16 protein-coding genes are annotated in these 18,328 nt (G+C 72.4%); 3 read left to right on the top strand and 13 right to left on the bottom strand.

All coding sequences use genetic code 11. The features are described from left to right. Positions 1–68 precede the first annotated feature (68 nt). The 3 genes from CTE05_RS13455 to rimP all read right to left on the bottom strand — a co-directional run bounded on the left by CTE05_RS13455 (position 69) and on the right by rimP (position 2,090). Positions 69–335 carry a YlxR family protein gene (locus CTE05_RS13455; protein ID WP_146846826.1) on the bottom strand — a complete coding sequence of 89 codons (267 nt, stop codon included), beginning with the start codon at positions 333–335 and terminating at the stop codon, positions 69–71. A 116-nt stretch (positions 336–451) separates the two neighbouring features. Then, positions 452–1,504 carry a transcription termination factor NusA gene (nusA, locus tag CTE05_RS13450; protein ID WP_146846825.1) on the bottom strand — a complete coding sequence of 351 codons (1,053 nt, stop codon included), beginning with the start codon at positions 1,502–1,504 and terminating at the stop codon, positions 452–454. Between the two features lies 1 nt (position 1,505). Beyond that, positions 1,506–2,090, bottom strand: coding sequence for a ribosome maturation factor RimP (rimP, locus tag CTE05_RS13445; RefSeq protein WP_146846824.1), 585 nt, complete (start codon positions 2,088–2,090; stop codon positions 1,506–1,508). Between the two features lie 129 nt (positions 2,091–2,219). Between rimP and CTE05_RS13440 the strand changes: the two genes are divergently transcribed. Continuing rightward, positions 2,220–3,272, top strand: a complete 1,053-nt coding sequence (locus CTE05_RS13440; protein ID WP_146846823.1) for a DUF4439 domain-containing protein — start codon at positions 2,220–2,222, stop codon at positions 3,270–3,272. A 73-nt stretch (positions 3,273–3,345) separates the two neighbouring features. On the opposite strand, the gene CTE05_RS13435 is transcribed toward CTE05_RS13440, so the two are convergent. After that, complete coding sequence (locus CTE05_RS13435; RefSeq protein ID WP_146846822.1) at positions 3,346–5,142, bottom strand: proline--tRNA ligase; 1,797 nt, start codon at positions 5,140–5,142, stop codon at positions 3,346–3,348. Positions 5,143–5,208: 66 nt separating this feature from the next. Between CTE05_RS13435 and CTE05_RS13430 the strand changes: the two genes are divergently transcribed. Next, complete coding sequence (locus CTE05_RS13430; protein ID WP_146846821.1) at positions 5,209–6,099, top strand: DNA-formamidopyrimidine glycosylase family protein; 891 nt, start codon at positions 5,209–5,211, stop codon at positions 6,097–6,099. 25 nt (positions 6,100–6,124) lie between these two features. Here CTE05_RS13430 and CTE05_RS13425 read toward each other — a convergent pair whose 3' ends face one another. The 3 genes from CTE05_RS13425 to CTE05_RS13415 all read right to left on the bottom strand — a co-directional run bounded on the left by CTE05_RS13425 (position 6,125) and on the right by CTE05_RS13415 (position 9,645). After that, entirely contained in the window at positions 6,125–7,012 is an 888-nt protein-coding gene (locus CTE05_RS13425) for a GNAT family N-acetyltransferase (protein ID WP_146846820.1), read from the bottom strand. Positions 7,013–7,092: 80 nt separating this feature from the next. Further along, positions 7,093–8,253 (bottom strand): flavodoxin-dependent (E)-4-hydroxy-3-methylbut-2-enyl-diphosphate synthase, encoded by a 1,161-nt coding sequence (gene ispG / locus CTE05_RS13420; protein ID WP_146846819.1) that lies wholly within the window; start codon positions 8,251–8,253, stop codon positions 7,093–7,095. 81 nt (positions 8,254–8,334) lie between these two features. Further along, positions 8,335–9,645, bottom strand: a complete 1,311-nt coding sequence (locus tag CTE05_RS13415; RefSeq protein ID WP_146846818.1) for a M50 family metallopeptidase — start codon at positions 9,643–9,645, stop codon at positions 8,335–8,337. 205 nt (positions 9,646–9,850) lie between these two features. Here CTE05_RS13415 and gabT point away from each other — a divergent pair, with 205 nt between their 5' ends. Beyond that, a complete protein-coding gene (gene gabT / locus CTE05_RS13410; RefSeq protein ID WP_146846817.1) occupies positions 9,851–11,197 on the top strand; it encodes a 4-aminobutyrate--2-oxoglutarate transaminase in 1,347 nt (448 codons plus the stop codon). On the opposite strand, the gene CTE05_RS13405 is transcribed toward gabT, so the two are convergent. The 6 genes from CTE05_RS13405 to CTE05_RS13380 all read right to left on the bottom strand — a co-directional run bounded on the left by CTE05_RS13405 (position 11,194) and on the right by CTE05_RS13380 (position 18,272). Next, positions 11,194–12,477 (bottom strand): saccharopine dehydrogenase family protein, encoded by a 1,284-nt coding sequence (locus CTE05_RS13405; RefSeq protein WP_146846855.1) that lies wholly within the window; start codon positions 12,475–12,477, stop codon positions 11,194–11,196. The genes gabT and CTE05_RS13405 overlap by 4 nt on opposite strands. Positions 12,478–12,494: 17 nt before the next feature. Next, a complete protein-coding gene (locus CTE05_RS13400; RefSeq protein WP_246123607.1) occupies positions 12,495–13,271 on the bottom strand; it encodes an ABC transporter permease in 777 nt (258 codons plus the stop codon). 86 nt (positions 13,272–13,357) lie between these two features. Then, positions 13,358–14,278, bottom strand: a complete 921-nt coding sequence (locus CTE05_RS13395) for an ABC transporter permease (protein WP_371863371.1) — start codon at positions 14,276–14,278, stop codon at positions 13,358–13,360. Further along, positions 14,275–15,450, bottom strand: coding sequence for an ABC transporter ATP-binding protein (locus CTE05_RS13390; protein ID WP_146846816.1), 1,176 nt, complete (start codon positions 15,448–15,450; stop codon positions 14,275–14,277). The genes CTE05_RS13395 and CTE05_RS13390 overlap by 4 nt, the downstream gene beginning before the upstream one ends. Next, positions 15,447–16,673: an ABC transporter substrate-binding protein gene (locus tag CTE05_RS13385; protein ID WP_146846815.1), complete on the bottom strand. Its 1,227-nt coding sequence runs from the start codon at positions 16,671–16,673 to the stop codon at positions 15,447–15,449. Before CTE05_RS13385 ends, CTE05_RS13390 begins: the two co-directional genes overlap by 4 nt. A gap of 153 nt (positions 16,674–16,826) precedes the next feature. Beyond that, positions 16,827–18,272, bottom strand: a complete 1,446-nt coding sequence (locus CTE05_RS13380) for a gamma-aminobutyraldehyde dehydrogenase (protein ID WP_146846814.1) — start codon at positions 18,270–18,272, stop codon at positions 16,827–16,829. Between the last annotated feature and the right edge of the window lie 56 nt (positions 18,273–18,328).

Genomic DNA, 18,328 nt, shown 5'->3' with positions numbered 1-18,328 from the left:
GTGCTCATCGGGCAGCCATCGGCTTCCAACCCGCTTTCCGTATCGACGATCGGCCTCGCCGCCGGGAACTACCCGACGACGTCCTGCTCCTGCTGCTCGAGGTGACGGTGGACCGCGCTCGTACCGGGCTGCCCTGCAACTCGCAGGGCACGCCCGAACGCACGCCGGCGTTCGGCCTTCTCGAGACATCCAGGATCGGGGTGCAGCCATGCCCCCCTGCCCGGCATCCGGCGAGCGACGTCCACGACGAGCTCGTCCTGGACGACGACCACCCTCAGCAGGGCTGACCTCGGGCCGGTGGTTCGGCACCCCACGCACGTGCGCACCGGACCCATGCCAGAGACACCGTTGGGTGTCTGTGGGGTCCGCCGGCTCGACGGGAGGAGCCGGACATCCGGCCCAGCCGCAGCAAGTCTACCGCGCCGCGGCTCGGGCGGCGTCACTCGTGAGGTCACTCACTGCCGTCCGCTCCGTCACGCCCGCCCCGGGCCGCGGACTCGGGCACCTCGGCGTCGGACCGGATGTCGATGCGCCAGCCCGTGAGCTTCGCGGCCAGGCGGGCGTTCTGGCCCTCCTTGCCGATGGCGAGCGACAGCTGGTAGTCCGGCACGATCACGCGCGCCGCACGCGCCACGGGGTCGACGACGGTCACGGAGAGCACGCGGGCGGGCGACAGCGCGTGGGCGATCATCTCCGCCGGGTCGTCGGCGTGGTCGACGATGTCGATCTTCTCGCCGTGCAGCTCCGCCATGACGGCACGCACACGGCCGCCCATCGGACCGATGCAGGCGCCCTTGGCGTTGACGCCCGGGACCGTCGCGCGGACGGACATCTTCGTGCGGTGACCGGCCTCGCGCGCCATCGCGGTGATCTCCACCGTCCCGTCGGCGACCTCGGGGACCTCGAGCTCGAACAGCTTGCGCACGAGGTTCGGGTGGGTCCGCGACAGGGTGACCTGCGGGCCGCGCTGGCCGCGAGCGACCTCCAGGACGTAGCCGCGGATCCGGTCGCCGTGCACGTACTCCTCGCCCGGGACCTGCTCGTGCGCGGGCAGGACCGCCTCCGTGCCACCGACGTCGACGAGCACCGTGCGGGGGTCGCGACCCTGCTGGATGACCCCACCCAGGACCTCGCCCTCCTTGCCGCGGAACGCGCCGAGGACCTGGTCGTCCTCGGCGTCCCGCAGCCGCTGCACGATGACCTGCCGAGCGGTCGCCGTGGCGATGCGCCCGAAGCCGTCCGGGGTGTCGTCGAACTCGGGGCCGTCAGGACCGGGCGGCGGCAGGACGCCCTCGTCGTCGGGCTCGCCCACGGGTGCGGCCTCGCGCGCCCACACGGTCACGTGCCCGGTCTTGCGGTCCACCTCGACGCGGGCCCGTGCCTGCGCGCCCGGCGTGCGGTGGTAGGCGGACAGCAGCGCCTGCTCGATCGCGGAGACCAGCACGTCGAGGCTGATCTCCCTCTCGCGCTCGAGCAGCCGCAGCGTCTGCATGTCGATGTCCATCTCAGCTCTCCTTGCCGGCAGCGGCGTCGGAGCCGGCCATCTCGTCGGGGTCCACGCCGTCCACAGGGCCGATGCCCGACAGGTCCACCTCGACGTGCGCGTGGCGCACCTCCGACAGGGACACGCGCACGGGGTCGCCCACCACCGGCTTGCGGCCCTTGAGCCCGGGCGTCACGGGCACGACGACGATCGCGTCGTCGGAGCGGTCCACCTCCGTCAGGCGGCCCGCGAGCGTGCCACCGTCCGCCAGGGTCACGGTGACGAGGTGCCCGACGGCGTGCGTGAAGTGGCGACGCTCGGTCAGGGCGCGGTCGACGCCGGGGCTCATGACGTCGAGGGTGTACTCGCCGACGATGATGTCGGCCGCGTCGAGGGCGTCGGAGACCGCTCGGGTGGCCTCGGCCACGCGGTCGAGGTCCAGGCCGTCCTCGTCGTCCTCCGTGACGTCGAGGACCACCTCGACGACGGACCGCGAGCCCGCCTTGCGCACGGTGACGTCCTCGAGCAGCAGACCTGTGGCGACGACGGCAGGCTCCACGACGTCCCGGACCCGATCAGCGTGTGTCGGGTGTGCTGGCGCGACCATGTCAGCCTCCTGTCGGTCCAGCGGGTCGTCGGCGAGCGACGTTGCGACCCTGTGATGTTGTGGGACCACAGTAACGAGTCCGCGCGCGCCCGACGGCCGCGGGCCCGCGGCATGGCAGGATCACCGGCGATGAGCGCGGACGAGAACCCTGCAGGCCACCGGGATCACGCGCGCCCGGCGCGGGTCGCCGTGCGCGCGCTCGCCGCGGCAGTGACGGTTCTCACGCTCGCGGCCTGCGGGCTCCGGGTGGAGACGCCCCCTCCGGTCGAGCCGTCCCCCGACGCCGTCGAGCAGGTCCGGGCGCGGACCGTCGCCGACTCCCTGGCCCTCTCCGCCGCGGCGAGCGCGGCCGCGCTGCTCCCCGACGGCGCCGTCGAGCCCGTCGCCCCGGTGCTCGCCGACGTCACCGGCTTCTCCGACCAGCACGCCGACCAGCTCGGTGGGGTGTACGTGTCCGGCCTGCCCGCACCGTCCGGCTCGACGACCGCCACCAGCGCGCCGCCCACCCCGTCCGTGGCGGACGTCCTGGACGAGCTCGCGGCGGCGACGCGCACGGCGCTGACGGATGCCGACGCCGTCACCGACGGACCTCTCGCCCGCCTCGTCGCCTCCGTCGCGACCTCCCGGGGCGAGCTCGCGACCCGGCTCGCGCAGGCGACCGGCGCCGAGCTGCCGTCGCTCGTGCCGGACGGGACCACCGCACCGACCGCCCCGACGCCGACCGCCGACAGCACCGCGCCCGAGGCCGACGCGCTGTCCGCCACCGAGGTCGGGGTGCTCGCCCTCGTGCACGACGAGGCGGGGTACGGGTTCGAGGTCATCGCCGCCAAGTCCTCCGCGGAGCGGCGCGCGACAGCCTCCGCCACGGCTGCCGCCCACCGTGCCCGCAGCGAGGACTGGGCGGCTGCCGCCGGCATCGACGGGTCGGCGCAGGATCCCCGCCGCGCGTCCTACACGCTGCCGGCAGGACTCGACGACCCGGCCGTCGCGACCGCCCTCGGGCGCACGCTCGAGACCGCTGTCGCCGACGCCTACGCGAACGCCGTCGCGCAGGCGGGAGCCGGCAACCGGACGGCGCTGGTCGAGGGCCTGCGCCGGGCGACCGTGGACGCCGCGGTCTGGGGCGCCACCCCGGTCCCGTTCCCGGGCCTCCCGGAGCGCGCCCAGCAGCCCACGGGCTGACCCGCACCGGCGGAACGGGACGTCCGAGCATCCGGTCGTCCGGGCGACCGCATGCTCGGACGTCCCGACCAGGTCAGGCGGTGAGGAGCTCCGTCACCAGGGCCTCCACGCGGTCCGCGGCCTCCGCCACCGCCACCTGCTCGGTCGTGCCGCCGACGCGCGGACGCACCTCGACGACGCCCTCGGCCAGCCCGCGGCCGACGACGACCACCAGCGGGACGCCCAGCAGCTCGGCGTCGGCGAACTTCACGCCGGGCGAGACCTTGCCGGGGCGGTCGTCGTAGAGCACCTCGACACCGCGCGACGACAGCTCGGTGGCGAGCGCGTCGGCGGCCTCGAACACGGCCGGGTCCTTGCCGGTCGCGACGACGTGCACGTGCGCCGGGGCGACGTGCGCCGGCCAGGCCAGCCCGCGCTCGTCGTTGTTCGCCTCGGCGAGCGCGGCGAGCACGCGGGTGACCCCGATGCCGTACGAGCCCATCGTCACGACCTGCGCCTTGCCGTTCTGGTCGAGCACCGTCAGGCCGAGCGCCTGGGCGTACTTGCGCCCGAGCGCGAAGATGTGGCCGATCTCGATGCCGCGCGCGAGCTCGAGCGGACCGGAACCGTCCGGCGCCGGGTCGCCCGCCCGGACCTCGGCCGCCTCGACGGTGCCGTCGGCCGTGAAGTCACGGCCGGCGACGAGGTCGAACACGTGCTTGCCCTGCTCGTTGGCGCCGGTGATCCACCGGGTGCCCGGCACGACCCTCGGGTCGAGCAGGTACCTGATCGCGGTGCGCTCCTGGCCGTCCGCGACCGGGACGTTCGGGCCGAGGACATCGGGTCCGAGGTAGCCGCGGACCAGCTCCGGGTGCGGTGCGAAGTCGGCGTCGCCGGCGGCCTCGACCTCGGCCGGTGCGACGGCGGCCTCGAGCCGCTTGAGGTCGACCTCGCGGTCCCCGGGCAGGCCGACGACGAGCAGCTCGCGCTCGCCGCTCGGGTGCACGAGGGCGAGGACGACGTTCTTGAGCGTGTCGGCGGCGGTCCACGCCCGGTCCGGGCGCGCGAACTTCTCGTTGGCGACCGCGACGAGCGTCTCGATCGTCGGCGTGTCCGGCGTGTCCTCGACGTGGGCCGCGGGTGCGTCGTCGAACGGGATCGCGTCGGGCACGACGGTGGTGACCGCCTCGACGTTCGCCGCGTAGCCGCCCGGCGAGCGCACGAACGTGTCCTCGCCGATCGCGGTCGGCGTGAGGAACTCCTCGGAGCGCGAGCCACCCATCGCGCCGGACGTGGCCGCGACGATGACGTACTCGAGGCCGAGCCGGTCGAAGATGCGCCGGTACGCGTCACGCTGCGCCTGGTAGGAGGCCTCGAGCCCGGCGTCGTCGACGTCGAACGAGTACGCGTCCTTCATGATGAACTCGCGGCCGCGGATGAGGCCCGCACGCGGGCGCGCCTCGTCGCGGTACTTGGTCTGGATCTGGAAGAGCGCGAGGGGCAGGTCCTTGTACGACGAGTACAGGTCCTTGACGAGCAGCGTGAACATCTCCTCGTGCGTCGGCGCGAGCAGGTAGTCACCGCCCTTGCGGTCCTTGAGCCGGAAGATGTTCGGCCCGTACTCGGTCCAGCGGCCCGTCGCCTCGTACGGCTCCTTGGGCAGCAGCGCCGGGAAGTGCACCTCCTGCGCGCCGGCCGCGGCCATCTCCTCGCGGACGACCTGCTCGACCTTGGCGAGCACCCGCAGGCCCAGCGGCAGCCAGGTGTAGATGCCGGGCGCGGCGCGACGGATGTAGCCCGCGCGCACGAGCAGACGGTGGCTGGCGACCTCGGCGTCGACCGGGTCCTCCCGCAGCGTGCGGAAGAAGAGCTGGGACAGGCGGATGAGCATGGACGGAGCCTAGTTCCCTCGCCGTGGTGGCTCGCACGGGATTCCGGCGTACGCCACGATGGGCCCGTGCCAGAGCTTCCCGAGGTCGAGGCGCTCGCGCAGTTCCTGCGCGGGCGGGCGGACGGCCACGCCGTGACCGAGGTGTCGATCGGCGCGATCAGCGCGCTCAAGACGTTCCGGCCACCGCCCGACGCGCTCGTCGGCGGCACCGTGGTCGACGTGCAGCGGCACGGCAAGTGGCTGGACCTCATGGTCGTCCGGTCGACCGGCGAGCCGCTGCACCTCATCTGGCACCTGTCGCGCGCGGGCTGGGTGCGCTGGTCCGAGCAGCTGTCGACCAACCCGGTGCGGCCCGGCAAGTCACCGCTCGCGCTGCGGGTGCGTCTCGACGACGGCTCCGGGTTCGACCTCACCGAGGCGGGCACCCGCAAGCGGCTCGCGGTGCACGTCGTCGAGGACCCCACCGACGTCCCGCAGATCGCGACGCTGGGCGTCGAGCCGCTCTCCGACGAGTTCACCGAGGACCGCCTGGCGGAGCTGCTCGCGTCGCGCAACCAGCAGGTCAAGGGCCTGCTGCGCGACCAGGGGACGCTCGCGGGGATCGGCAACGCCTACTCGGACGAGATCCTGCTGGCCGCTCGGATGAGCCCGTTCGCGATGACGAGGTCGTTCGACGCCGACCGGACGCGCGTCCTGTGGGAGGCGATCCGCGAGGTGCTGACCGGCGCCGTCACGGCGTCGTCGGGAAAGCCCGCAGCCGAGCTCAAGGACTCGAAGCGGCGCGGGATGAAGGTGCACGGGCGCACCGGTGAACCCTGTCCGGGATGGGACGACGTGCCGTGCGGGGACACCGTGCACGAGGTGTCGTTCGCGGACTCGTCGCTGCAGTACTGCCCGACCTGCCAGACGGGCGGCAAGCCGCTCGCGGACCGGCGGATGTCCCGGCTGCTGCGCTGAGGCTCCGCGGCTGCTGCGCCGAGCGTCAGAACAGGACGGTCGCGTACGTCCCGACCTGGCGGAAACCCACCGCGCGGTAGGCCGCGAGCGCCCGCGTGTTGTAGCTGTTCACGTAGAGGGACACCAGCGGCGCGACCTCGCCGCGGGCGATCTGCACCACGGCGGCCATCCCGGCCTCGGACAGCCGCTCGCCGCGCCGGTCGGGCGCCACCCAGACTCCCTGGACCTGCGCCACTCCCCCGGCGACCGCACCGAGCTCGGCCTTGAACACGACGTCACCGGGCTGGTCGACCCGCACGAACGAGCGCCCCTGGGCGATCAGACCGTGCACCCGCGTCTCGTACGGTCCGCCGGGGCCGCTGACGGGCGAGTAGCCGACCTCCTCGGTGAACATCCGGACGCAGGCCGGGAGCACGATGTCGAACTCCTCCGGGAGCGACCGGCGGACGCGGGCGTCGGCGGTGATCAGCGGGGCGTGCTCGATCACCATCGAGGGCTGGTCGTCCCGGACCTCCCGCGCGGCCGGCCAGTAGTAGCGGAGCCTGTTCCACAGCCCGAGGACCGCCTCGGCGGGCCCGACGATCGACGAGCAGCGCCGCCCCTGACCGCGCGCGAGCCCGGCGAAGGCGTCGAGCGCGCGGCTCACGACGTGCGGGTCGTCGACGGGCACGACCGGGACCATGTTCGCGCCGGCGTAGCAGATGCCGAGGAGCTCGCCGCCCTCCTCGTAGCCCCAGAGGGTCCCGCCTGCGGCACGCAGGCTCCGCCCGACGGCCTGCTCGAGCCGGGCGGTCGCGAGGACGGAGCCGACCGCGTCCCGTGCGCAGACGGCCAGGGCTGCGGTGAGGTCGACGTCCCCGAGGACCCGACCTCCCGCCCGACCGTCGAGCAGAGCAGCGCGGCGTTGCACCATGGGTAGATCCTGCACCACGGGCGTCCGGTTCACCCCCTGTCCGACACGTCGATCGAGTGAACGCCGGGCGTCAGCACCTGTCAGCCGACAGTGACGACCGGCGAACCGTCGCCGGACTCGACGGGGTCCATGCTCTCGGCCAGGCGCATGGCCTCCTCGATGAGCGTCTCGACGATGAGCGCCTCGGGCACGGTCTTGATGACCTCGCCGCGGACGAAGATCTGACCCTTGCCGTTGCCGGACGCGACCCCGAGGTCGGCCTCGCGGGCCTCCCCCGGACCGTTGACGACGCAACCCATGACGGCGACGCGCAGGGGCACCTCCATGCCCTCGAGCCCAGCGGTGACGCGCTCGGCGAGCGAGTAGACGTCGACCTGGGCGCGGCCGCACGACGGGCATGAGACGATCTCGAGCTTGCGAGGGCGCAGGTTGAGGGACTGCAGGATCTGGATCCCGACCTTGACCTCCTCGACCGGCGGCGCGGACAGGGACACGCGGATGGTGTCGCCGATGCCCTTGCTCAGCAGGGCGCCGAACGCGGTCGCGGACTTGATGGTGCCCTGGAACGCCGGGCCGGCCTCGGTCACGCCGAGGTGCAGGGGCCAGTCGCCGCGCTCGGACAGCAGCTCGTACGCGCGGACCATGATCACGGGGTCGTTGTGCTTGACCGAGATCTTGAAGTCGCGGAAGCCGTGCTCCTCGAACAGCGACGCCTCCCACACGGCGGACTCGACGAGCGCCTCCGGGGTGGCCTTGCCGTACCTGGCGAGCAGGCGCGGGTCGAGGGAGCCGGCGTTGACGCCGATCCGGATCGACGTGCCCGCGTCGGTCGCCGCGCGGGCGATCTCCTTGACCTGGTCGTCGAACTTGCGGATGTTCCCCGGGTTCACGCGGACCGCGGCACAGCCCGCGTCGATCGCGGCGAACACGTACTTCGGCTGGAAGTGGATGTCCGCGATCACGGGGATCTGCGACTTGTGGGCGATCGCGGGAAGCGCGTCGGCGTCGTCCTGCGTCGGGACGGCCACCCGGACGATGTCGCAGCCGGCGGCGGTCAGCTCCGCGATCTGCTGCAGCGTCGAGTTGATGTCCGTCGTCTGCGTCGTGCACATCGACTGGACGCTGACGGGGGCGTCGCCGCCGACGTCGATCTTGCCGACCTTGATCTTGCGGGTCTTGCGCCGGGGTGCCAGGACCAACGGGGGCGCCTCCGGCATGCCGAGGCTGATCGGGATGCTCACGGGTTCATCATCGCACCCGCGAGGTGACGCGCCCGCCCGGGAAGGCCGGTGTGCACGAGATCACCCCAGGGTTCCCACCGGTCAGATCTGCACCGGGTTCACGATGTCGGCGTAGATGAGCAGCAGCCCGACCGCGCCGAGCAGGACGAACACCGAGTAGGCGAGCGGGACCAGCTTGGCCGAGTCGAACGGACCGGGCCGGGGCAGCCCACGCAGGCGCGCGACCTGCCGTCGGCCGCCCTCCCAGAGAGCAGCGGCCACGTGCCCGCCGTCGAGCGGCGGGAGCGGGATGAGGTTGAAGACGAACAGCGCGACGTTCAGCGCGGCGAGCATCTGGAGGAGGGCCGCGGTCTTGAGCTGCCACTCGATGCCGTCGGTCGAGGCGATCTCCCCCGCGAACCGGCCGATGCCGACCACGCCGACGATGCTGCTGGTGTCCCGGGGCGTGCCGTTCACCTGCGCCTCGACGAGGTCCCCGACACGGGCCGGCAGGGTGGCGACGACCTCGATCGTCCGCCAGGTCGTGTCCGCCACGGCGCCGACGACGGCCAGCGGGGACTGCCGGACCATCTCCTGCGTCGGGGTGATGCCGAGGAACCCGACAGGTTCCGTCACGGGCTCACCGGCGCTGTCCACGACCAGGACGTCGTTCTCGTCGTAGACGGGACGCTCGGCGACGATGGGGGTGATCGTGAGGTCCACCAGCTCGCCGTCGCGCTCGACGACGATCGGGACGGGTTCGGCGGCCGTGCCGCGGATCAGGCCGGAGAGCTGGTCCCAGGACGTGATCTGCGTCCCGTCGTAGGACACGACGGTGTCGCCGGGCTCGATGCCGGCCGCGGCGGCTGGTGCGGCCTCGTCGGCCGGGGTGCACTCGCGCGACTGGTCGGCGCCGACCGGGATCACGCACGTCGACACGCTCGCGAGGTTCGGCGTGTACGTCGGCAGACCGATGCCGACGAGCACGATCGCCATCAGGAAGACCGCGATGACCAGGTTCATCACGGGCCCGCCGAGCATGACGACCAGCTTCTTGGGCGTCGAGAGGTGGTAGAAGGCGCGGGCGTCCTCGCCGGGACGGATCTCCTCGGCGCTGGCCTGCCGGGCGTCACGGGCGAGCCGGCCGAGCCAGGTGCGCGCCGGAGGGTTGCCCACCGCTGCGTCGGGCGGGTACATCCCCACGAGCCGCACGTAGCCGCCGAGCGGGATCGCCTTGAGGCCGTACTCCGTCTCGCCCTTGGTGCGCGACCAGAGCGTGGGGCCGAAGCCCACCATGTAGTGGCTCACGCGGACGCCGAAGCGCTTGGCGGGCACCATGTGACCGATCTCGTGCAGCCCGATGGACAGCAGCAGCACGACGACCACGACCAGTACAGCGCCCAGGTACTCCATCGACCCCTCCATCAGCGGCCCGCACGCACGCGCGGGAGCGGGGCCTGCTCGACCCTCGCGGGGGACATCTTCCCCCCGAACCCTGAGAACCTCCTGAACCCACGCTGGGGTCACTCGATCGGACGCGGACGGGCCCGTTCTGCCGCTCGGCGGATTTCGTCGTGGGTTGCTTTCCCGAGCACGAGATCGGCACTAGCGTCCCCCTATGACCACCGTTTCCACCCCGGTGCCTCCGCTGGAGCAGCGCCGCGTCCTGACCACGCCGATCCCGGGACCCCTCTCGGTCGCCCTGGGGGCCCGCCGCGCGGCTGCTGTCGCGGCCGGGGTCTCGTCGACGCTGCCGGTCTACGTGAGCCGCGCGGCGGGCGCCGTGATCGAGGACGTCGACGGCAACGTGCTCATCGACCTGGGCTCCGGCATCGCGGTCACGTCCGTCGGGGCGAGCGCACCGGAGGTCACCGCGGCGGTCGCCGCACAGGCGGCGGACTTCACGCACACCTGCTTCATGATCAGCCCGTACGAGGAGTACGTGGCCGTGTGCGAAGGCCTCGCGCGGGTCACCCCCGGCGACCACGACAAGCGCTCCGTCCTCGTGAACTCCGGCGCGGAGGCCGTCGAGAACGCCGTGAAGATCGCGCGCCGCGCCACCGGCCGGCCTGCGGTCCTCGTGCTCGACCACGCCTACCACGGCCGCACCAACCTCACGATGGCCATGACCGCGCGGGCCATGCCCTACAAGACGGGCTTCGGGCCGTTCGCCGGCGAGGTCTACCGCATCCCGGCGTCGTACCCGTTGCGCGACCCCGCGGGGATGACCGGCAAGCAGGCCGCGCTGCGGGCCATCGGCGTGGCCGAGCGCCAGGTGGGCGCCGACCAGGTGGCCGCGCTCGTCGTCGAGCCGATCCTCGGGGAGGGCGGCTTCGTCGTCCCGGCGCCCGGGTTCCTGCCGACGCTCGCGGCGTGGGCGACCGACTGCGGGATCGTGCTCGTCGCGGACGAGGTGCAGACCGGGTTCGCGCGTACGGGCGCGATGTTCGCGATGGATCACGAGGAGGTCGTCCCCGACCTCGTCGCGATGGCGAAGGGCATCGCGGGCGGGCTGCCGCTCGGTGCCGTGACCGGGCGGGCCGAGCTGCTCGACGCCGTGCACGCGGGCGGGCTGGGCGGCACGTTCGGCGGGAACCCCCTGGCGTGCGCAGCGGCCCTGGCAGCGCTCGAGATCTACGAGCGCGACGACCTGGCAGCCGCCGCGCGGGCGATCGAGGCGGCCGTCGTCCCCCGGCTGACGGCTCTGCGCGACGAGGTCCCGGCGCTGGCGGACGTGCGCGGCCGTGGCGCGATGCTCGCGGTCGAGCTGGTCCGGCCCGGGACGCTCGAGCCCGACAAGGCCGCCGCCCAGCAGGTCGCGGCGGCGTGCGCGGCACAGGGTGTCCTGGTGCTCACGTGCGGCACCTGGGGGAACGTGCTGCGGCTGCTCCCGCCGCTCGTGATCGGGCACGACCTCCTCGACGAGGCCCTGACGGTGCTCGAGGACGCTCTCCGCGCCCTCTAGGCGGGGACGCGCTCCTCCATCCCCCACGGCGAGCCGTAGCCCGCCGGGCTCGGCGCGGCGAGGAGCTCGAGGAACGGGACGGCGTCGAACGCCTCCGGGCCGAGCACACCCGTCCCGGACCACGTGCCGGCGGCGAGGAGCTCGAGCGCGACGACCGGGTTCACGGCGGTCTGCCACACGACGCACTGCGCGCCGTACTCCGCCATCGACCACGCGTTGTCGACCAGGTGGTACAGGTACACCTCGCGCGGTGCGCCGTCGACGCCCGTGCCCGTCACCAGCAGGCCGGCACACGTGGACCCCGTCATGCGCGGGCCGATGGTCGCGGGGTCGGGCAGCGCCGCGGCGACCACGTCACGCGGGCTGACCTGCACGCCGCGGACGGTCACCGGTTCCGTCCGGTCCAGGCCCAGGCGGTGCAGCGTCCGGAGCACGCCGATGAACTCCTCGCCGAGCCCGTACTTGAACGTGACCTTCCGGGCGTCCACCCAGCGGGGCATGAGGAGGACCTCCTCGTGCTCGACGTGCACGCACTCCACGTCCCCGATCGGGTCGGGGAACCGGAACACCTCCGGCTCGTGGAACGGGGCGACGGTGAACCAGCCGTCCTCGAGCCCGGCTCCGGCCTCCGCGCGGTCCGCCGACCAGATCACGGGCGGGTTGAGGCACTCCTCGATCGTCGTCCAGATGGAGAACGAGGGCGCGAAGATCGGCTCGCCGTCGTCGCCGAGCACCTCGAGGTTGGCGCCGTCGCGCACACCGAGCTCGTCGATCGCGGAGAAGAGATGGTCGGCGGCGTACCGCGCGAACACGTCCGACAGGCCCGGCTCCACACCGATGCCGACGAGGGCCAGCTGTCCGGCAGCCTCCCAGTCGGCGGTCTGCGCGAACTGCTCGTCGCCGAGCTTGACGCCGGGGAGCTCGTAGGGGCGGTCGGGGTGCGCGCGGGACAGCGACATCGCCATGTCGAGGTAGTGGGCGCCCGCCGCCCGCACGCCCTCGAAGATCGGCAGCACGAACCGCGGGTCGACGGCGTTGAGCACGTGCGTCGCGCCGTGCTCGCGCACCAGGGCCTCCACGGCAGCCGCGCTCGACGCATCGACGACCGCGGCGACGAACCGGTCGCCCACCGCGTCGTGCGAGCTCGCCGCCTCGACCGTGCGCTGCGCACGCGCGAGGTCCACGTCCGCCACGACCATCCGCTCGAAGAAGGACCGTCGCGCCGCGATCCGCGCCACCGCGTCGCCCACCCCGCCACTTCCGACCACCAGGATCCGCACGAGACCAGCCTCCGACGTCATCGTCCCCGGAGCTTCTTGCTCCGGGCGTAGCCGAGCACCTGGACCAGCACCACGATCGCGAGGGCCAGGACGAACATGAACGAGCTGATCACGTTGGCCTGCGGCGGGATGCCCCGGGTGGCCGAGACGTAGACGAACTTGGGGAACGTCGTGTAGCTGCCGGACGTGAAGTTGGTGACGATGAAGTCGTCGAAGCTCAGGCTGAACGCGAGCAGCGCCGCCGCGGCGATGCCCGGGATCAGCAGCGGGAAGGTGACGCGCCAGAAGGCCTGCCACGGCGACGCGTACAGGTCCGCGGCTGCCTCCTCGAGCGCGGGGTCCAGGCTGGCGACGCGCGCCTTGACGGTGACGACCACGAAGCTGATGCAGAACAGCACGTGGGCTGCGACGACCGTGCCGAAGCCGAGCGGGACGCGCAGGGTCAGGAACTGCGCGAGCAGCGCCGCGCCGAGCACGACCTCGGGCGTCGACATCGGCAGGAAGATCAGCAGGTTGGCCGAGGCGCGCCCTCGGAACCGGAACCGGACCAGCGCGATCGCCACCAGCGTGCCGAGCGCGGTCGCGATCAGCGTCGAGACGACGCCGACCTGCAGCGAGTTGGCGAACGCCTCGCACACCTGCGGAGCACCGCACGGGTTCTGCCAGTTGTCCAGCGTGAAGCCCTGCCACACGAGGTTGGTCTTGCCGGCGTCGTTGAACGAGAACACGACGGTGTACGCCACCGGGACGAGCAGGTAGACGAACGCGAGCGCGGCGAAGACCGGGACGATCACGTCTCCGAGACGCCGGCGCTGACGACGCGGCGTGCGCACCGGGGAGGGCGCGGCCGTCGACTCCCCCGCCCGGTCGAGGACGGCCGTCACAGCAGGTCCTCCGTCCCCGAGCGCCGGACGTACGCGCCGACGAGGACCAGGATCGCGACCATCAGCACCACCGACAAGGACGCCGCCGTCGGGTAGTCGAGGACCTTGAAGAACCGGGCGTCGATGACCTGCCCGATCATCGTCGTGTTGGTGTTGTTCCCGAGCAGCGACGCGTTGACGTAGTCACCGGCCGCCGGGATGAACACGAGCAGCGTGCCGGCGACCACCCCCGGCATCGACAGCGGCCAGGTGACCGTCCGGAACGTCGTGACGGGTGACGCGTACAGGTCCGCGCCGGCCTCCAGGAGCCGGGGGTCCAGCCGCTCCAGGGCCGCGAAGATGGGCAGCACCATGAACGGCAGGAAGTTGTAGGTCAGGCCGCTGACCACCGCGAACGGGGTGGCCGTGAGCCGGGCGTCGGCAGGCAGCAGGTGCAGGAAGTGCATCGCCGTCACGACGAAGGCGTCGTCGGCCAGGATCTGCTTCCACGCGATCGTGCGCAGGATGAAGCTGGTGAAGAACGGCGCGACGACCAGCACGAGCAGCAGGCCCTGGAGGAGCTTGCGCCCCCGGGCCCGCACCGCGATGACGTACGCCATCGGGTAGCCGATGACCAGCGCGGCGACCGTCGCCAAGAACGCGAACCAGAACGAGCGCAGCAGGGCCGGCCAGAACTGGGCGAGCGCGTCGACGTAGTTCTGCCAGTGGAACGCGGGCTGGTACTCCCCCACGTCCCCACCGGGCACCGGCACGTAGAGCGACGTCGCCAGCAGGGCTCCGACGGGCACGACGAAGAACAGCACCAGGTAGATCAGCCCCGGTCCGAGGAGGACCAGGTGGGCCCGACGTGCGCGGCGGCGCGGGGGCTCGGCGGCGACACCCGCGACGCTGTCGCCGAGCGCGGCCGTGATGCTCACAGCTCGTCGTCCAGGTCGACCGCGCCGTCGTCGCGAGCCTGCGCGCCGTCCAGCCCGAACGTGAAGTCGACCGCCCAGGCCAGCCGCGCGGACGTCCCGACCGTGACCGTGGCACCCCCGACCAGGTTCTGCGCGAAGACGCCGAACGTCCCGAGGCCGGGAATCTCGACCTGGTACTGCGTGCTCACGCCCAGGAACGAGACGTCGGTGACGGTCCCCGGACCGAGCACGTTCTCGCCGCGTCCCGGCGTCTGGTCCCCGACGAGCAGCCGCATCTTCTCCGGCCGCGCCCCGACGAGCACCGCGCCGTCCGTGCGCACCGCGCGCGCCGCCGGGACCAGGACACGCGTTCCGCGCACGTCGACCCCGAGCAGGCCGCGCTTCGTGAGCCGCTCGGTGACCGTGCCGGCGACGAGGTTGGACTGGCCGAGGAAGTTGGCGACGAACGCGGTCCGCGGCAGCTCGTACAGCTCCGCCGGCGAGCCCAGCTGCTCGATCCGGCCGTGGTTCATCACGGCGACCGTGTCGGCCATCGTCATGGCCTCCTCCTGGTCGTGCGTCACGTGCACGAACGTCAGGCCCACCTCGGTCTGGATGCGCTTGAGCTCGAGCTGCATCTGGCGGCGGAGCTTGAGGTCCAGGGCGCCCAGCGGCTCGTCCAGGAGCAGGAGCGCCGGCCGGTTCACCAGGGCGCGGGCGAGCGCCACGCGCTGCTGCTGACCGCCGGAGAGCTGGGCCGGCTTGCGGTCGGCCAGGTGACCCAGCTCGACCAGGTCGAGACCGTCGACCACCCGCGCGGCCACGTCCTTCGCCTTCGAGCGCTTCAGCCCGAACGCCACGTTCTCACCGACCGTGAGGTGCGGGAACAGCGCATAGCTCTGGAACACGGTGTTCACCGGACGCTGGTGCGCGCGGGTGCCGGTCACGTCCCGACCACCGAGGGCGATGGTCCCCGCGGTGGGCTGCTCCAGCCCGGCGACCATGCGCAGCGTCGTGGTCTTGCCGCACCCGGACGGGCCGAGGAGCGCGAAGAACGAGCCGGACGGGACCGTGAGGGTGAGGTCGTCCACCGCGACGAACTGCCCGAACGCCTTGGTCACGCCCTCGAGCTCGAGCGCGGCCCCGCCCGCACCTGTCGCGTCCGCCGTCACGGCGGACGACGTGCTCGTCATGCGCCGATCACGGTGAGGAACTCGCCGTTGTACCGCTCCTCCTCGTCGGGGCTGAGCGTCCGGAACACACTGACCTTGGACAGGATCTCGTCGGTGGGGAAGATCATCGGGTTCTCGGCGAGCTCGGGGTCGATGGCCATCATCGCCTCCTGGGCTCCCTGCACCGGGGTGATGTAGTTGACCCAGGCGGCGACCTGAGCGGCGACCTCGGGGTCGTAGTAGTAGTTCATGAGGTCCTCGGCGTTGCTCAGGTACGGCGAGCCGATCGGCACCATCATGTTGTCGCTCCAGAGCGTCCCGCCGGCCTCCGGGATCGCGAACTCGAACTTGTCGTCGGCCTCGTAGTTGAGCGAGGTGATGTCCCCGGACCAGCCGATGACCGCGATCGCGTCGCCCGAGGCCAGGTCCTGGGTGTACGCGTTGCCGCGGACCTGCCGGATGTGGCCGGAGTCGATCTTCTCCTTGAGCACCTCGAGCGCTGCGTAGAAGTCGCTGTCGCTCCAGCTGCCCGCGGGGTCGACGCCCTGGTCGAGCATGATCAGCCCCATCGTGTCGCGCATCTCGGAGAGCACCTCGACGCGGCCCGCCAGCTCGGGGGCCCACAGGTCCGACAGCGTGTGCAGGCCGCCCGGCACCCTCTCCTTGTCCCACGCGAGCCCGGCGAAGCCGGACTGCCACGTGAGGGAGTGCGTGCGCGCCGGGTCGAAGTCGACGTTCGCCAGACCGGGCAGGATGTTGTCCGCGTTCGGCATGCGCGACTTGTCGAGCGCCTGGGTGTAGCCCAGGCGGATCATCCTGGCCGCCATCCAGTCGGTCAGGGTGACGATGTCGTAGCCGATGTCCTGACCGTTCTTGAGCTGACCGGAGACCTTCCCGAAGAACGCGTCGTTGTCGTCGATGTCCTCGGCGTAGGTGGCCTTCAGGCCCGACTGCTCCTCGAACGCCTGGAGCGACGGGTAGCTGGTCCCCTCCTCGTCCTGGTCGAGGTACTGCGTCCAGTTGGCCCAGCGCACGATCTTGTCGCTGTCGGAGAGGTCCTCCGCCGACGACGCGGCCGAGGACGGCGACCCGGTGCCGCACGCCGCGAGCAGCGCGCCGGCCCCCGCGGTGCCCAGGGCAGCGACGAGGAACGACCGCCGGGACATCCCGCCGCGGTGCGACGCCCGGGCGACGAGCGCCCGGACCCGGGGGTCGGCGGGGGCGGGGCGACGGTGGGGGCTCATGGTGCTCCTAGGTGCCGACGGGCGCCGTGCTGCACGGCGGGTCGCTGGATCTTCGCAAACGGACGGCTGTCCAGCAAGGAATCCGTCGCATCAGAACCCGTCCGCAACGAAAATGTTGCACGCACGGAACATGCGACCCCGGGATCCGTCGACCTAGGCGTCGAAAGCAGACATCACGTGCTTGATGCGGGTGTAGTCCTCGAACCCGTACATCGACAGGTCCTTGCCGTACCCGGAGTGCTTGAAACCGCCGTGCGGCATCTCCGCCACGAACGGGATGTGGGTGTTGATCCACACCACCCCGAAGTCCAGTGCGCGGGACACGCGCAGCGCCCGGCCGTGGTTCTGCGTCCACACCGAGCTCGACAGGCCATACCGCACGCCGTTGGCCAGCGTGACGGCCTCGTCCTCGTCGGTGAACGTCTGCACGGTGATGACCGGCCCGAAGATCTCCTCCTGCACCGCCTCGTCGTCCTGCTTCAGCCCCGAGACCACGGTCGCCTCGACGAAGTACCCGACGTCCCCCACGCGGTGACCGCCCGCCACGACCGACGCGTGGTCCGGGAGCCGGTCGAGGAAGCCCGTGACCCGGTCGAGCTGCAGGGCGTTGTTCACGGGCCCGAACGCGACGTCCGGGTCGCTGGGCACACCGGTGCGCTGCCCGCGGGCGGCCTCGGCGAGCGCCGCGACGAAGTCGTCGTGCACGGACGCGTGCACGAGCACGCGGGTCGCCGCCGTGCAGTCCTGGCCGGCGTTGTAGTACCCGGCGCCCGCGATGCCCTCGGCGGCAGCGGCGAGGTCGGCGTCGGCGAAGACGATGACCGGCGCCTTGCCGCCCAGCTCCAGGTGGACACGCTTGACGTTCGCCGCAGCCGCAGCCGCCACCTGGGAGCCGGCGCGCACCGAACCCGTGATGGCCACCATGTCGGGGCGCTGGTGGGAGACCAGGGCGCGGCCCGTGTCGCGGTCGCCGCAGACGATGTTCAGCACGCCGGGCGGCAGGACCTCGTTGGCGACCTGGCCGAGCAGCAGCGTCGAGGCCGGCGTCGTGTCCGACGGCTTCAGGACGATCGTGTTGCCCGCCGCGAGCGCCGGGGCGATCTTCCAGATCGCCATCATCAGGGGGTAGTTCCACGGCGTGACCTGGCCGACGACCCCGACCGGCTCGCGTCGCACCCAGGACGTGTGACCCGCCATGTACTCCCCCGCGCTCAGCCCGTCGAGCACGCGGGCGGCGCCGGCGAAGAACCTCAGCTGGTCGACGCAGGGCGGGACCTCGTCGGTGGCGGTCAGGTGCAGCGGCTTGCCGGTGTTGCGGGACTCGACGGCGACGAACTCGTCGGCACGCTGCTCGATCGCGTCGGCGAGGCGCAGCAGCGCCAGCTGGCGTTCCGCCGGGGTGGTGCGGCCCCAGGTGGTGAACGCGTCCGACGCGGCGTCGTACGCGGCGTCGACGTCCTGTGCGCCGGACAGGGGCGCGCGTGCGTACTCCTGACCCGTCGACGGGTCGACCACCGACGTGGTGCGACCGTCCGCGGAGGGCCGCTGGGCGCCCCCGATCACGTTGCGCAGCTCGATCAGGTCGGCGGTCTGGCTCACGGGTGCTCTCCTCACAGTCGGTGCGCCGCACGCTACGCCGCAACGCGCCGCCGCGG

Source organism: Cellulomonas terrae, assembly GCF_007990265.1.
In the GTDB taxonomy this organism is placed as follows: domain Bacteria; phylum Actinomycetota; class Actinomycetes; order Actinomycetales; family Cellulomonadaceae; genus Cellulomonas; species Cellulomonas terrae.
Note: the sequence above shows the minus strand (reverse complement) of the source record. Positions and strands in the feature narration are given on the sequence as shown.